Source organism: Plesiomonas sp. (assembly GCF_051652165.1).
In the GTDB taxonomy this organism is placed as follows: Bacteria; Pseudomonadota; Gammaproteobacteria; order Enterobacterales; family CAMTGL01; genus Plesiomonas.
In genome coordinates this window covers 475,322-492,177 of record NZ_JBOFTR010000016.1, presented here as the reverse complement: position 1 = coordinate 492,177, position 16,856 = coordinate 475,322, and the positions used below count along the sequence as shown (strand labels likewise).

8 protein-coding genes and 1 pseudogene are annotated in these 16,856 nt (G+C 40.5%); 6 read left to right on the top strand and 3 right to left on the bottom strand.

All coding sequences use genetic code 11. From position 1 onward, the window contains the following. Positions 1-29 precede the first annotated feature (29 nt). The 4 genes from ACRC53_RS11835 (at position 30) to ACRC53_RS11820 (ending at position 7,910) form a co-directional block, all read left to right on the top strand. Positions 30-2,060 (top strand): type VI secretion system Vgr family protein, encoded by a 2,031-nt coding sequence (locus ACRC53_RS11835; protein ID WP_438643595.1) that lies wholly within the window; start codon positions 30-32, stop codon positions 2,058-2,060. Positions 2,061-2,671: 611 nt separating this feature from the next. Then, on the top strand, positions 2,672-4,138 hold the full coding sequence (locus tag ACRC53_RS11830) for a C69 family dipeptidase (protein WP_438643594.1): 1,467 nt from the start codon (positions 2,672-2,674) through the stop codon (positions 4,136-4,138). 804 nt (positions 4,139-4,942) lie between these two features. Continuing rightward, positions 4,943-5,587 carry an outer membrane beta-barrel protein gene (locus ACRC53_RS11825; RefSeq protein ID WP_438643593.1) on the top strand — a complete coding sequence of 215 codons (645 nt, stop codon included), beginning with the start codon at positions 4,943-4,945 and terminating at the stop codon, positions 5,585-5,587. 61 nt (positions 5,588-5,648) lie between these two features. Next, positions 5,649-7,910, top strand: a complete 2,262-nt coding sequence (locus tag ACRC53_RS11820) for an Ig-like domain-containing protein (protein ID WP_438643592.1) — start codon at positions 5,649-5,651, stop codon at positions 7,908-7,910. Between the two features lie 179 nt (positions 7,911-8,089). On the opposite strand, the gene ACRC53_RS11815 is transcribed toward ACRC53_RS11820, so the two are convergent. After that, positions 8,090-9,451, bottom strand: a complete 1,362-nt coding sequence (locus ACRC53_RS11815; RefSeq protein WP_438643591.1) for an esterase-like activity of phytase family protein — start codon at positions 9,449-9,451, stop codon at positions 8,090-8,092. 207 nt (positions 9,452-9,658) lie between these two features. Here ACRC53_RS11815 and ACRC53_RS11810 point away from each other — a divergent pair. Both ACRC53_RS11810 and ACRC53_RS11805 read left to right on the top strand, forming a co-directional pair. Further along, positions 9,659-9,943, top strand: a pseudogene (locus ACRC53_RS11810) (type I restriction enzyme endonuclease domain-containing protein); the annotation flags it as partial. Positions 9,944-10,630: 687 nt separating this feature from the next. Next, on the top strand, positions 10,631-15,136 hold the full coding sequence (locus ACRC53_RS11805; protein ID WP_438643590.1) for an SslE/AcfD family lipoprotein zinc metalloprotease: 4,506 nt from the start codon (positions 10,631-10,633) through the stop codon (positions 15,134-15,136). Between the two features lie 55 nt (positions 15,137-15,191). Here ACRC53_RS11805 and ACRC53_RS11800 read toward each other — a convergent pair whose 3' ends face one another. After that, positions 15,192-16,553, bottom strand: coding sequence for an esterase-like activity of phytase family protein (locus ACRC53_RS11800; RefSeq protein WP_438643589.1), 1,362 nt, complete (start codon positions 16,551-16,553; stop codon positions 15,192-15,194). Between the two features lie 157 nt (positions 16,554-16,710). Then, positions 16,711-16,854 carry a DUF2256 domain-containing protein gene (locus tag ACRC53_RS11795; RefSeq protein ID WP_438640100.1) on the bottom strand — a complete coding sequence of 48 codons (144 nt, stop codon included), beginning with the start codon at positions 16,852-16,854 and terminating at the stop codon, positions 16,711-16,713. Between the last annotated feature and the right edge of the window lie 2 nt (positions 16,855-16,856).

Below are 16,856 nucleotides of genomic sequence, written 5' to 3'. Positions count from 1 at the left end.
AAAATAACCAGATCTTAAGGTGAAGATGGATGGCAGAGAGTACGGGATTACAGTTTACCGTGAAGGTGGGAGCTTTACCTGATTCGACCTTTGCAGTAGCCACGTTCGATTTGGATGAAACATTGAGCGAGCCTTTTACCTTAAGTTTGGCATTGGCCAGTTTACAGCCAGATATCGATTTTGGTGCCGTATTGGATCAGCCCTGTGAGCTTTTGGTGTGGTTTGAGGGCGTTTTGCAGCGGCGGATTAACGGTGTTGTGAGCCAGTTTGTACAGGGGGAAACTGGTTTTCGTCGGACCCGTTATCGTATGGAAGTCAGGCCAATGTTATGGAGATTGAGCCTGCATCACAATGCTCGAATTTTTCAGGCGCTGCAGCCACAAGAGATTATCAGTATTTTATTGCAAGAAGCGGGGATCACCGAATATGCGTTTGCGTTGAGAAATGTGCATGCTCAGCGAGAATATTGTGTGCAGTATCGAGAGACAGATCTGGCTTTTATCAGCCGATTAGCTGCTGAAGAGGGTATGTTCTATTTCCACGAGTTTGAGCAGAGCAAGCACCGTGTGGTGTTTGCTGATGATACTACAACCTTATTCCGTGGCCCGGATCTGTTTTTTAATCCTGCGAATCAGGAGATGCAGCGGGGAGCCTATATCCGGCAGTTTCGCTATCAAGAAACCGTTCGGTCGGCGGATGTGGTGCTGAAGGACTACTGTTTTAAGACACCTGATTATGCACTCATGCATAAAAATCAGACAACAGAATTGGCACACCAGCAGATGGGCTATCAGTATTTTGATTATCCGGGGCGTTTTAAACAGGATATCAATGGCAAAGCTTTTACTGGGTATCGTCTTGATGCATTACGTGTTGATGCGGTAATGGGGCAAGGCACATCGAACGCGGCAGAACTCAGGCCAGGTTTGTATTTTTCCTTATCAGAGCACCCGAATAATAACGTCAATATTAACTGGCAAATAGTACGAATTCATCACCATGGAGAGCAACCACAGGCGGTGGAAGAAGAAGGGGGAGCTAGTGCTACCGTTTACTACAACAATTTTGACTCGGTGAAAAAAAGTACAGTTTGGCGTTTGCTCGCACCGCATAAACCACAGATTGATGGCCCACAGATGGCTACTGTTGTTGGTCCTCAGGGGGAGGAGATTTACTGTGATGAGTATGGTCGGGTCAAACTGCAATTTCCGTGGGATAGGCATGGTGCGAGTGACGCGCAAAGCTCTTGTTGGGTTCGAGTATCACAAGGTTGGGCGGGTGGGCAGTATGGCATGATAGCTATTCCGCGTATTGGCCATGAAGTGATTGTCTCTTTTTTAGACGGTGACCCTGATCAGCCTATTGTGACCGGTCGAGCTTATCATGCCACTCAGCGCTCGCCGTATGCGCTGCCTGTGCATAAAACGCGTACTGTGCTGCGCACCGAGACTTATCAGGGGGAAGGCTTTAATGAATTGCATTTTGAAGATAGTGCCGCGCAGGAAGAGATCTACATCCATGGCCAAAAAGATCTGAATGTGTTGATAGAGAACGATACTACGTGGTGTCTTAAACACGATGAACATTGTGATATCGACCATCAGCGCATAACACATATTAATGTTAATGATTACTTGACGATAGAGGGGGAAAAACGTGAGCACATCAATGCTGATCTTTCTCTGACCGTTGATGGTTCAATACATCAGAAGGTGGGGCAATCATTACGGGTAAATGCAGGGCAAGAGGTGCACATTCACATAGGGGACAAGATCGTGATCGAGGCAAGTAGTGAGGTCACTTTTAAGGCAAGTGGCAGCTTTATCAACGTTGACCCAAGTGGCGTTCGGTTAGTTGGTCCTGAAATCAAACTCAATGCTGGAGGAAGCTCTGGTTCGGGGTTGGATTGGGCAGGGCTAAGACCTAAACAACCTAAAAATATTAATATAGAAAAAGAACCTACACCATTAGAGCCAGTTAAAATAACGTCAACTAAGGAAGGATTTGAAACATTGATTAAAGATCACGCGTTTGGTGTGGATTATCAACCATCTTCTTAATGACTATAGTATAACTCTTGTTAAGAGACATTATATTGCATACTCGTATGTAATTGTTTGAAATGAGTATACGATTTGTATAGAAACTATCGATGGAAAAATATTCATATCGAGTATTTTGTTATAAGAATAGCCGAAAACACTAAATTGCTGCACATTATCTTTATATCAACAAAGACTATTTCTATCTATATATGCTACCAATGAGTAAACAGCGTACTTTTTTAAAAAATAAAACTTTGATTATTTGGTCCCTTAATGTAGTTACCTACAATTGTTATTTATAGAAGATTTTTTCATTTGTAGAGTATCTTTTCTTAATAATATAACTAAAAGTCATTAAAGAGTGATATTTCTCTCAATAGCGAAAAAAATGGTAATTTTTACTCATAATTAAATTTAAGTTTTAGTGATATAAAAGAAGTACAGCTCTGTCTGTGCGATAAATCACATATTTATGCAGTATATAACCTATTTTTATTTAACAAATATTGCGGTTTATTTTCGCTTACAAAAAGTAACCGTCTGTTTATTTCGATAGTTTGTGAGGTAAAAAGAGTCAGTCTATTGTTTGCATATCTATGAGACTAAAAAGAAAAACGGAGTTTCCGATGAAAACAACACTGCTTGCTGCTCTAATGACAGCTCTCTTTGCTGGACAGGTATCTGCTTGTACCACTATTTTGGTAGGGAATCAGGCATCAGCGGATGGTTCATTTATTGCAGCACGCAATGAAGACTATTCTGCAACAAATGCTAAACACATGGTGATTCATCCTGCGGTACAAAACCAAAAAGGCACGTTTAAATCGCACGGTAATGACTTTACATACCCGCTTCCAGAAAATGCATTGAGATATACCGCTATCCATGATTTTAGTACACAAGATCAATCAATGGGTGAAGTGGGCTTTAACTCAGCAGGTGTTGGTGTTACTGCAACAGAAACAATTTATAATGGCCAACCTGCACTGAAGGCTGACCCTTATGTCGAAAAAACAGGGATCACCGAAGACTCTATTCCATCAGTTATTTTACCTCGTATTCACTCTGCCCGTGAAGGTGTTGAGTTGCTAGGTAAAATTATTGAGCAGCAAGGTGCTGGCGAAGGGTTTGGGGTAGCATTTGTTGATCAGCATGATCTTTGGTATTTAGAGACAGGCAGTGGCCATCAGTGGATGGCCACTCGTGTACCGGCAGATCAATATTTTGTTTCAGCGAATCAGGGGCGCTTACAACAATATGATCCAAAAGATACTGCCAACTATTTAGGTTCGCCAACGTTAGTCAGTTTTGCCGAGCAGCATGGCTTATATAATCCACAGCAAGGGCCATTTAATTTCCACCAAGCATATTCACAAGATGTAGAAAATGATTTGACCTATAACTACCCACGGGTTTGGACATTGCAACATATGTTTAATCCTGAGCTAAAAACAGTGATTACAGATGGAAAGAATTTCCCTGTATTCTTAAAACCAGCTCAAAAAATCTCAGTCGCGCAAGTTGAGCAAGCATTGCGTAACCACTATCAGGGAACAACGCACGATCCGTATACCAATAATAATCCAGCAGAGCCTTATCGCCCAATTGCTGTGTTCCGTAGCCAAGAGTCACATATTTTACAGGTTCGTCCTAATTTACCTAAAGCCATTGGTGAAGTGGAGTATGTTGCTTATGGTATGCCAACGCTGAGTGTATATGTTCCTTATTATCAGGGAATACAACACTATTTACCTGGTTATGATAAAGGCACCGATCAGGCTGATGATGCCTCTGTTAACTGGAAATACCGTAAACTGCAAACACTGGTAATGCAAAACTTTAATGCTTATGCGCCAGATGTACAGCGAGCTTATAAAGCATTTGAAGAGCAAACGGCAGTGCAGCAACAAGCCATGGAAAAAGAGTATCTGAAACTGTATAAAACTGAGCCAGCAAAAGCACAAACAGTGCTACAAAATTTTGAAGATAAGACTATGCAAGGGGCATTAGATCTTACTGATAAATTAACAAATCAAGTGTTTACTAAAATGACAACAGATACAGATATGAAGTATCACTTTGAAGGCGCGTAATAGTTTACATTTTATGCTGTAAATAGAGTCATACAGACTATGAGTGTGTTAACAGCCAGAGTAGAGAGATCTACTCTGGCTGTTTTTTTACTGAATATGATAAAACTGCAGTGATTGCTTTCTCTTCTGACTAATTATGACTAAAAATATAAAGTCATTTTCCTTTTGATTTTATATTTTTTTGTTTTGATACTTTATTGAAAATACGTGAAAAGTTGCGTGGTATTTAAAGGTTAATATTAAAGACAGAGTTGATGAAAATGAGAAAGTGATTTTATATTCTATGATGATATTTTTCTCTGTTGTATGTTCTGACTGTTCGGGTATTTTGTTTTTTTTTGTGATTTAAAATTACCGTATATTGATAGGTGTATGTGATATCAATGTTTATTGAGTGATTTTAAATTGATCATTCATGATGTTACTCTTTTTTAGCTGCTCTCTTGTTTATATGCCCATTCACAGACGTATTCATGATTATCCTTGAAAGGCGATTCAATTTTCCTTATTTTCTTTTGCTCTCACTCTTTTTCCTTCAGTTGTTTTCACACAAGAAATAAACAAGGTGTATTTATTTCCTGTGTTGACCATGTAAATGAATTAACTCTAGAATAAAAGTCTAATTTAAATGGTGCAATTTAACGAACATAAAGCAAATGACATAAAGTAAACTGTGTAGTTTATATTATCACGTGAAATTTTAGTGTTCATGAATATTATAAATATATCCCCGCTGGGGTTATACAGTATTTTTATGCCTGAATCTTTATCTCTGAATAGTAATTTCATAGTGTGAATATAAAAATGTCTATTTCACAATATACCGTATTACCAAAAGCGTGGCTGGGAGCGTCTTCCCTTCTGCTGTTGTGTTTATCATTTGGAGTGAGCTCTGCCCCCCCCCCAAAGGGGTGGTATATCGGTGCAAAAACGGGCCTTATTCATGCAACGGGGGGCTGTGAATCGCATGCGACTGACTGTGACAAGCAAACGGCCGGAGGTGAGCTGTTTACCGGTTACATGCTAAATACGTGGTTATCTGTTGAGGGGAGTTATGGCCACTTTGGCGAGGTTAAAGCGATTTATCCTGCACTAGGGCACCCTACTCAAGCGGCTTTTTATAAGGGGGAGCTGCAGGGTTTTACCCTGAGTATTAAACCCTACTGGCAATTCAATGATGAGTGGTCGGTATTTGGCAAAGTGGGAGGGATTCGCTGGAATATGGATGTGACAGGCAGTGAAGTGGGTTTTGTGCATGATGCAAGTGACAGTGGATGGTCACCGGTATTAGGCGCAGGGGTAGAGTATGCGTTTAATCGCCAATGGAGCGCAGCAATGGAGTACTTATGGGCAAATAATGTTGGGGGACATCAGACTGGAGGCACTGATCTGAGTGTGCTTAATTTGGGTATCACTTATCACTTTGGTTCTTTGGGCTTTTTTCGCTAATCCTTGCAGCAACACGAGTGTTGTCTGAGAGGGTTTTGTAAGCAAAATGGAATAAAATCATATGGCCAAGTTAAAATATTTATTGATGAGTGCTTTCATGCTGATGTTAGGAGGGTGTGGCGGAGAAGATAATGGCGCGCCATCTCAGCCTGATTTGGTTGTTATTACAGAGTTGCAAGTAACTCCGCAAAATGCACATATTCCCGTAGGTCTTGAGTTACAGTTAGTGGCACAAGCACTAATGAGTAATGGCGATGTTGTTGAGGTGACAACGCATCCTGCGATTACATGGCGTAGTAGCGACTCTGGTATTGCAAGCGTTGATGATAAGGGGTTAGTGAAAGGCGTTAATATTGGTAATACAACAATTACAGCTTCTGGCCATAATGATCGAGGGCAATATTTTGAGGCGACTACCGCTATTAACGTTACTGATGCAACGGTTGTTGGTTTACAAATTACCCCTCCGGTCGCAGATATTGCTGCTGGACTGACACAAGATTTTGTTGCAACGGCTATCTTCTCAGATAATTCAACGTTAGATGTCACTCACTTTGCAGAGTTAACATGGAGCAGCAGTAACGAAAGCATTGCCACGATCAGTAATGATCTTGAAAGCAAAGGGATAGCGACAGGTATAACGCCAGGCGTTGTAAGCATTACGGCATCAGGGCGTGCTAACGGAAAACCCTTTAGCGCAACGGCTCAACTGACGGTGAGTAATAAAGTCATTACCGGGCTGCGTATTAGCCCTGATTTAGGGTCAACACCTGTTGGCATTGATTATAAGTTTTCTGCTTTTGCAATATTCTCTGATGGTTCAATGTTTGATGTTACCACACAGCCTGCACTGACATGGCGCAGTGATAACACGGCGATAGCAACCATTGATGCAAGCAAGGGTAAGCAAGGTATTGCAACGGGGGTTAGCGTTGGTACAGCAACGATGAGTGCTTCGGCTGTACTTCAAGGGCAGACATTTAGCGACACAGCAACATTAACTGTGACTAATGCAGTAGTAACCCGTTTAGCCGTTACACCAAATATAGCGTCAGTACCGGCAAGGTTAACGGTATTTTTCACGGCAACTGCGTTTTTCTCTGATGGAACAAGTAAAGATGTGACAAATAATGCGGCACTGAGTTGGCACAGCCTCAATACCGCGGTTGCTACCGTAAACAGTATACCGGGAAGTAAAGGAGTAGCCACAGCTGTTCGCGCGGGTGAGGCTATTATTACGGCATCGGGTACATATCATGGCAAATTGTTTAGTGCCGATGCGACGTTGACCGTCACAAATGCCGTGGTTACACGATTAGATATTACCCCTTTAAAAGCCTCTGTTGCAAAAGGGAATAGCCTACCGTTTACTGTTATAGCAACATTAAATAATGGCCAACAAACGAATGTGACGAACCATTTAGCGTTGAGTTTTAGTAGCAGTAACCCCAATATTGCCACTATCACGACAGGTCATCGTAACAAAAACGGTATTGCAACCGGTGTGACTGAAGGCACTGTAACCATACGTGCTCAAGGGTGGGATGGGCTTGCACGTTTTGAAGGAAGTGCAGAGTTGACAGTCACAAAGGCTGAGATTGTTGCTCTGAGTGTGACACCTTCTAATCTTGATGTGCCGAGAGGATTAACAGAGCACTTTGAAGCCATAGCCATAATGTCAGATGGCACAACAGATCTGAATGTTACCAATAGCACTCATATTAGCTGGAGCAGTGATAATAAAGATATTGCAACTGTTGTGAGTGACCAACCTAATAATAATGGGTTAGCCACCGGGATAAGTGCAGGAAGTGTCAATATTACTGCAACGGTAAAAGAGAGTTTAGTGAATGGCTCGGCAAAAATGAATGTGCTTAATACAAGCTTAAGTCAGATATTTGGTGAGCGGCATGATAATGATAAAACAAGAAACTACCTGTTAGGTAGCAGTAATAGTCTGGTCTTTCACTGTGGTGCAATTGTAGATGCTGTTGGTACGCCCGAATTAGGTATTACCGGTGGTACGGGTGGAAATAGACATGTTGTTAGCGGGCTGAATGTCTCTTCTATTGAGGTATCTTGGGGAGTATATCGCCAAGCGCCAGGAGATGGTAATGATATTACATTGAGTCAAATTATTTTAAGGTATTCAGATGGAACGCCAACATTTACATGTGGTAATAAATCTGGCGTAGGTGGTTCAGAAGTCAGTAATGTTCGAACTGACTCGTGGAGTATTCCAGTTGGAGAGAAGTTTTATGGGGTCTCTATTTATGCGGGTGGATATTCACATGAGTTAAGAGCCATTTCAGTAACAAAATAATCAAGTGGGTATTTTATATACTCATATAAATGGTCGTGTATTTTAATATATTGGTATAGGCGCTATATTTTTTGTTGAGCGATTAAATCAATAGAAAACTATTGGTTATATAATAAAAAGCAAACTGTATGTGTTTTATTTAGGGCTTGGTAGTAACCAAGCCCTTTTGTTTTTTATTATTAACGCAGTGGTTGAGGCAGTGTTAAAATCCACAATTCACTGAGTGATTCAGCAGGCTTACGCGGTTGCAGTTCAAGTGTTGTTTTTACTGGATGACCATTAAGGCTAAGTTTTCCTTGTTGATCCACTTGATAGTTAGAGATTTTCTTTTCTTTAGGGTCTGCATTCGCCAGATTAGGTTGTAACCCAAAATCATTATCGTTGAGCACAGCAATACGTTGGTTATCAATCAATGCCAAGCCTTCTACTTTATTGTGTTGCCAGCCAAGTTTACGCAAATCAGCTACTTCATGCTTTTGTGCTAGTTTTACACCACGTTTAGCTAATGTGGCTGCATCATTAAATTCAGGGGAAGTGCCACTGCTATCTAACGGTGTCAAATCACTGGCTTGAGTAAGATCAACAAGATAGATCTTATTCATCATTTGTTTGTTTTTATTGTTACCTTGTTCTATGAGTAAAATATGCTGATTATCGATAGCAACGATATCACTCACGATAGCATCTTGAACACTTGTATAATTAGCTACATCAATAGGGTAGCCATACATTGCCGTTTGACCGGTTGTAGGGTCAAAGCTGATAAGTCGGGTAAACTGCGCAGTATTTTTGCTTTTACCGTTGATATCTAGAGTGCTTTGTACCGCGATTAGGATTTTCCCGTTTGGCAAACGAGTAATTCCCTCAAAACCCCGGTTAGGCTGACGCCATTTAAGAATATTAGGCAAACCGGTTGCCACACCTTGTTCATTTTGTGCAGGTGTTGGGCCATATTTCGCCAGAATTTCGCCTTGGTGATTAACATGGATCAGGAATGGGCCATATTCATCACCGAGCCAAAAGCCGCCTTTGCCATCAGTAGTGATTCCTTCGGTATCTAACCCGCGCTTGTCAGTGGTGAGTGCGTGTAGTTTATCGTTTAGGGCTACTTCATTGGTTGAACCAATCAGATTACTGGGTAAAGGTAATCCACTCACCAGCCCATTTTTATCATGTAATGGGCGAGCATTCGTTGCGATTGCCTGATCTTTGCTTACACGAATATCCATCAACAGTGGCACAAAAGTAGGATTTGCAAAGATTTTAGCATCTTGCTTACCTACTGAAGGTGCATCGGCATTTGGCCCACGATCTGTGATTGTTGTCAGCAGCAAATCACCGTTTTCTACGCCATTAAATACCAGCCCTGAGCCAATACCTACAGGTAATCCGTTTGGAAAATTCTTAGCAAACTCCCCTGAATAACTGACACGATCGCCCTTAGGAAAGCTGACGTTATAGCGTTCAACGTTAATATCTGCAGCATGAGACAGTAGAGGTAGGATAGAAGCAAAAAAGATACAAAGTGGTTTGAGTTTCATTGTATTAGTTCGTTATTAAAATTAATAAAATTTAGAAAATTAAGTATATCAAAATAAGAAATTAATCATAAAAAATATGTTTTTTTTGGTGAAAAGTATGTTTTTAGGAAGCCATCATGAATAATTATGCTGAGTTGGTGCGTTTATAAAGATGAATCGGTAATAAGTATTGTGCTCTGCCTGACTTCCCGCCAAACACGGCACAACTACATGTGTGAAAAGTACCAGTTTACCTATGACGAAGAGAAGATGCTGGCGCTGGCCAAAGCCATGAAAATCACCGTGGATGACTCAGCGCAATACCCAGACTGGAGCAACCGTGATGATATCAAAGCCAAGCTGAAAGTGGATCTGATCCTGCTGCTGCACAAATTCGGTTTCCCGCCGGTCGCCAATGATGAAGTGTATAAAAGCGTATTGGAACAAGCGGAGAATTTTAAGAAGTTTCAGGGGCGTGATACGTATAAAGCCTTTCTTGTTTTGCATGCTTAATCATTTTCTGATATGCGAGAAGTTAACTGGCATATCGCTGAACAATAAGACGTTGTTTTATTTTTTTAGTGTAGCAAGAGGGAGTATTAATTAGCCGATATTTCAGCAATATCACGATAGTTCTTATGCCAATATATTTTAAATTATGAAAATAGTTTCAATAAGCCAGAAATCTCTATTGAACTCAAATACTGTGCCGTGGTTGAGTTGTTTTTTTTAGCGTATTTCTCTGAAAGGAAAACCTATCTTGAACATGTTGATATGTGAATTGACGGTTTGGAGTATCAAAGCCGAATAGGGTTTTATTCCTAATACATTGGGTTGTGGTGCAATACGCTTGTTCAATGAGTTTGTTTTCCCGTGAGGATTTTATGGTCATCACAATGATTAGCCTATTTTTTGGGTGCGTTTTCGTTATTTTGAATGATTTAATAAAATATATTTTGAGTATTTTATAAGATGTTGGGTTCTATATGGCATAACAACTAACGTTGTTGCATATGATTGGTTTTGTTCTAGAGATAATTGCATACGATCAAACCTTAAATAGCACAAAGTGTTAAAGGAGTTAATGAGTATGCAGAGTAAGGTTACTGTTTAATAAAACACTAAATTAATTTATCACACAATATCTGTTGCGTGAAGTAAATTAATTTAATGACTTTCAATCAATATTGAATATTTCTCATGAATAAAAAAATAACATCAATAATATTAAGCAGTATTTTACTTTCTGGATGTGGTGGTGATGATTCATCGAGTGCTGTTGAGCTTCCTCCGAGTATTGAAAAACCACTTCCCCCAATTGAGCCACCTACTGAGCCACCGATTGAGCCACCAGTAGAACCGCCAATAGAACCACCCGTTGAGCCACCAGTAGAACCACCGCGTCCACCAGAAGAGGGGGATCGTCCTGAAATTAACCTAACAAGGCGTGGTTATTTGACTTTAGGATCAGAAAAAATACAAAGCAGTGACATCACATGTAATGCTCAACCACTTTCGTCTACAGGATTTACATTTAATGCCGGTGATCTTGTTCGCTGTGTATATGATGGTATGACACTGGCTTCATTTCAAACCAGTAGACCTTTGGCACGTGATGCTACCGAACAAACAGACTTAACACTCAGTTTATCAGATGAGTTTATCTTTAATGAGCCTAAACTTAAAAATGCAACATTGTTATTACAGACGAATGATTCGTGTGCTGATGACAAAACGTTGTGCTTAAATTTAGATACTGTTAATAAAGTAAAATTCAAAAATTTTTATCAAAATGATTTGGATAAAGACCCTGAAATCTTTAAAAAAGAGATCATTGAAGAGATTGCTAATAATGCTACAACAGACTCTGTACCCAGTACGCATCAACCCAATGTTGAAGCAGCAACTACACCAGGCACACAACCTGATTTAAACTCAAGTTTTGTTTCAGCGAATGCAGAGAGTGCTTATCAGTATCAGCCTGAAACACTAATTCTTTCCTCTGGCCGTTTAACGAATCATCTGAATCAAGGTGTTGCGGGTGTTGATTATTACTCACCTTCTGGTCGAGGCGTCACGGATGAAAAAGGGACGTTCACGTTTAATTGGGGTGAAACCATTTCATTTGGTATCGGCTCTTTTGAGTTAGGTAGTGCTAGAGCAAATAAAAACACGATTCAACTCATAGATCTTGGTAATGATACACACGGTAAAAATATCAGTTATCTGATTCAGCGTTACTCAATCAGCAATACTGGGAACAGTATTAAGATTATGGATTCGGTGAGGTCTGTTTTTGCAGAGTACCCAAATGCGATCAATACGATTATTAATACATCATTAAGCAGTATACCTTTACAATCGGCAAGCCCTGATAACAAGAGTGAGTTTGTTTCTCAATTTGACAATGGGTTAGCTAAAGAGGTTGACGATAAAATATGTACCATCAATACTTGCAATAGTAGTGCTTCATATAATACGCCATTAAAATCATCTGTTGATTCAGAGATTAAATCAGTTATTGATAAGTTATGGGGTATTAATGATAGAGGTTTACCTGTATCTAAATTTCATGTTTTTCATGATGCCACAAACTTTTATGGCAATACAGGGAATGCACGAGGGCAAGCGGCTATTAATATTAGTAATACTGCGATGCCTATATTAATGGCACGTAATGACAGTAATCATTGGCTCTCTTTTGGTGAAAAGCGTGCTTACGATAACGAGGGGTTAGCATATATAACAGAAGCACCTTCTCTAGTAGTACCAGAGAATGTACAGTCAAATTCAACGACGTTTAATTTACCGTTTATTTCTCTTGGTAATATCGGTCAAGGGAAATTGATGGTCATTGGAAATGCGTATTACAACAGTGTACTTCGTTGTCCAAATGGTTACAGTTGGAATGGCTCTGTCGATAAAAATGGTGAGTGTGGAGTAAAAAGTGACAGCGATGACATGAAAAATTTCATGCAAAATACGCTCAGTTACTTAACCAATAATGCGTATAATCCAACAACTGGCTCAATTAATATAGGCACAAACATTGACCGTGTCTATTTTACACGAGGCGGGCAAACTACGGGGAACAGTACTGAGTTTACTCTACACCCTGATTTTAAAGCAAAACTCTCCACAATAAATCAATTTGGAAACATTAACCCACAAGAGACTCCATTACTCATATTAAATGGATTTGAATATTTAACCAGTTTTAATGGTAATGGTTATGCCATACCATTAAGTGCAGTAGTCTCTCAACCTAAGTTAACTGAAAAAGACATTACAGATCTTATTCAATATGTTGAATCAGGTGGTTCAATATTGATTATGGAAACTGTGCTGGATAATTTGAAGGGTAACAGCAGCGGACCATATACTCGCCTATTAGATAGCGCCGGGTTATCTATGGGTGTGAATAAAAATACCGTATTGAATGGGAGTTCTGGAAATTACAAGTTTCCAAGAAATGTTCGTGAAGAGGGTATTTGGGTTTATGAGCATTATCCACTTACTGATAATGACACCCCATATACGATCACTGATGAAGGTAAAGTTGAGTGGACATACCAAATCAACAATAAGCCTCAAGATAAACCCAAACTTGAAGTAGCTCGTTGGGTTGAGATGAATAATGAGAACAAAGAGATCACGCGTTATGCGTATATTGATACGAAAGGGAAGAGTGAGGCAGATATCGCCACAGAGAAAGCTTCAATCCTAAATGCGTTTCCAGGGTTGGCTGAGTGTACAAAAAATGATTATCATTATGAGGTCAACTGTTTAGAGTACCGTCCTGGTAATCAAATTCCTCTTCGTGGTATTAATCCACAATACACTCAACTACCACTTGATGAAGCAACCGCGAAATCAATGGTACAAGCGGCTGATTTGGGAACAAATATTACTCGACTTTACGAGCATGAGCTCTATTTCAGAACAAAAGGAAAATCAGGCATTCGTTTAAATGAAGTTGACCTTAATCGGCTTTATCAGAATATGTCGGTTTGGTTATGGAATAATGAGCCTTATCGCTATGAAAATACCAGTAATGATGAGTTAGGTTTTAAAACATTTACTGAGTTTTTAAACTGCTACACTCAAAATAGCCATTCAGGTACAAGCTGCCCAGAGGCGTTGCAAAACATTTTAGTGCAACAGAAGATGTTGCTTGGTGATAAAACAACACTTAACCCAAGTTATCCATTAAATTATATGGAAAAACCACTAACACGCTTAATGTTAGGGCGATCATATTGGGATTTAAATATCAAAGTTGATACCACGCAGTATCCGGGTAATGCTACGGGTGGATCTTCTGCAACTATTCCTGTTTCATTATATTCAAATACCGCAAAATGGTTTGCAGGTAATTTACAATCAACCGGTTTATGGGCTCCAGCGCATCAGCAAGTGACTGTATCGGCGCCAACCAATGAGCCAATAGCTATTACTGTAGCACTTGCCGATGATTTAACTGGCCGTGAACAACATGAAAAAGGGTTAAATCGCCCACCTCGTGTCAGTAAAACCTTTACCATGAACAGTGGCAGCACCTCTTTTACCGTTCCTTATGGTGGATTAATTTATGTTAAAGGAAATAGCAAAACAAAAGAGACAGTAAACTTTACCTTTACAGGAGTCATTAAAGCGCCTTATTTCAAAGATAATGCATGGGTTGTTGGACATGATCTAAGTGCCGCAGCACCTTTTGGTGAAATTGAGAGTAATGCTTTTATTTATACTGCAGCAAAGAGCAATTTAACGGCCAATAATATTATACCGTCGAATGAAACAGAAAACGCATTGAGTAAACAAGCTATTTTTAGCCAACAGATTGATCGTTTTGCTGATGCAATGCACGATTTTTATGGCCGAGATGAAACTCAGCGATCAGTACATCAAAAGTTTACCTATCCAGAGCTAGTTGGGCATAAACAGCGATTTGTTAATGATCGACAAATATCTATTGGTGCAGCACATTCGGGTTATCCGGTCATGAACGGTTCATTAAACCCAACAAGCAATAATATTCAAACTACACCACTGAATGACTGGCTATTGTGGCACGAAGTTGGGCATAACGCAGCTGAAGCGCCATTAGTGATACCTGGGGGTACTGAGGTAACAAACAACGTTTTAGCACTGTATATGCAAGATAAATTTAACGGGAAAATGAGCCGTGTTGAAAGTGATATTCGCATTGCGCCTGATTTACTTGCAAATGCCAATGGTCAAGGTTGGGCGATGGGAGGCGCGGGTGACCGTTTAGTGATGTTTGCGCAGCTTAAAGTGTGGGCTGAACAATACTTCGATATTCACCAATGGTACTCTGATACTTCTTTACCTGCCTATTACAGTGATAAAGAGGGAATGAAAGGGTGGAACTTATACCAATTAATGCACCGTAAGGCTCGTGGAGATACAGTAGGTGATGAGAAGTTCGGTGGTATTAACTATTGTCAGATGAACGAGGGTACGCAAGCAGATAAATTAATGCTATGTGCCTCTTATTTAACACAAACAGATTTATCGTCATTTTTCAAAGCATGGAATCCGGGGGCTACTAGCAGTAAAACTCCTGGTTCACCAGAGCTTTTGTTTAATGGTGGAGTCTCTACATTTGGGTATAGCAAATTACAAAGTTTGCAACTTAAACAGCCAGAGAGAAAGGTTGAGTCAATTAACAGTATTACTCTCTAATCACATATAGTGTTATACCGTGCCCCGCCAAAGATGAGCGGGGCATTTTTTATTATTATTGTAATGCCTTTGGCAGTGTAATCACCCACAATTCACTGAGTGACTCAGGTTTTTTTAACGGCTGTAAAGCCAGTGTTGTTGCTACTGGATTATCCTTAAAACTGAGTTTTCCTTGCTGATCCACTTGGTAGTCGGTGATCTTCTTTGCTTTCGGATCTGCGTTAATCAATGTGGGTTGTAGGCCGAAATCATTGTCATTGAGTATGGCAATACGTTGATTATCAATCAGCGCCAGACCTTCCACTTTTTCGTGTTGCCAGCCAAGTTTACGCAGGTCGGCAATCTCACGTTTTTGTGCCAGTGTTACACCGCGTTTAGCCAGTGCTCCAGCATCATCAAATTCAGGCGGGGTACCGTTATTATCAAATAGGGTTAAATCACTGGCTTGAGTAAGATCGACAAGATAAATTTTATTGATCATTTGCTTATCTTTATCACTGCCTTGTTCCACCAGTAAAATACGCTGATTATCGATAGCGACAATATCGCCAATCTTGGCATCTTTGGCTTTTTTATAACTCGCTATATCAATAGGATAACCGTACATTGCGGTTTTGCCTGTTGCGGGATCAAAACTGACAAGGCGGGTAAACTGCGCAGAGTTTTTACTGTTACCTTCGATATCCAACGTACTTTGCACAGCGATTAAAAGCGTGCCATTGGGTAGGCGGGTAACACCTTCAAAACCTCGGTTTGGCTGACGCCATTTGAGAATATTAGGCAGACCTGTTGCAACGCCTTGCTCACCTTGTGCTGGGGTTGGGCCGTATTTCGCCAGAATCTTCCCCTGATTATCAATATTAATCAGGAAAGGGCCATATTCATCACTTAGCCAAAACCCACCTTTGCCATCAGGGGTGATCCCTTCGGTATCCAGCCCGCGTTTATCACTGGTTAAGGTGCGCAAAGTATCACTTAACGCCACTTCATTGGTTGAGCCAATCAGGTTACTTGGCAGTGGGAGCCCGCTGATAGGGCCATCTTGGTCATGTAACGGACGAGTGTTAGTTGCAATGGCTTGGTCTTTGCCAACGCGGATATCCATTAGAAGAGGTACAAAATCTGGATTGGCAAAAATTTTAGCATCTTGTTTGCCAACCGAAGGTGCATCAGCATTTGGACCACGATCAGTGACTGTAGTGAACAGTAAATCACCATTCTCAATACCGCGAAATACCAGCCCAGAGCCAATACCAACAGGCAGCCCTTGTGGAAAGTTTTTGGCAAACTGACCAGAATAACTAACGCGATCTCCTTGAGGAAAGTTGACATTATAGCGTTCAACTTTACTGTCAGCAGCGTGAGATAGCAGGGGAAGCACTGAAGCGAAAAAGAGGCAAAGTGGCTTTACTTTCATGGTATTAACTCGCTGTCAAAATCAGTAAGAGCCAGTAACCTAGTTTATCGAGATGACATTTTAATGACATACCGCACATCAGTGCGCAGAGGTTCAGGCTGATCGAACTTGCGGTGAGGAATATTCAACTGATTACTGAGAATAAGCCGCCGCGTTGTCATACTGAACCTCTACGTCGAGCACAAGCTGCGCTGCAGTATTTGACCATCGGCCAGTTCTTTTCCCATTTTTTACGCCAGCTAAAGGGCCGATGGCAAACAGGGCAGATTTTTTGCGGCAGCGTTAATTTGTGATGTGGCATTG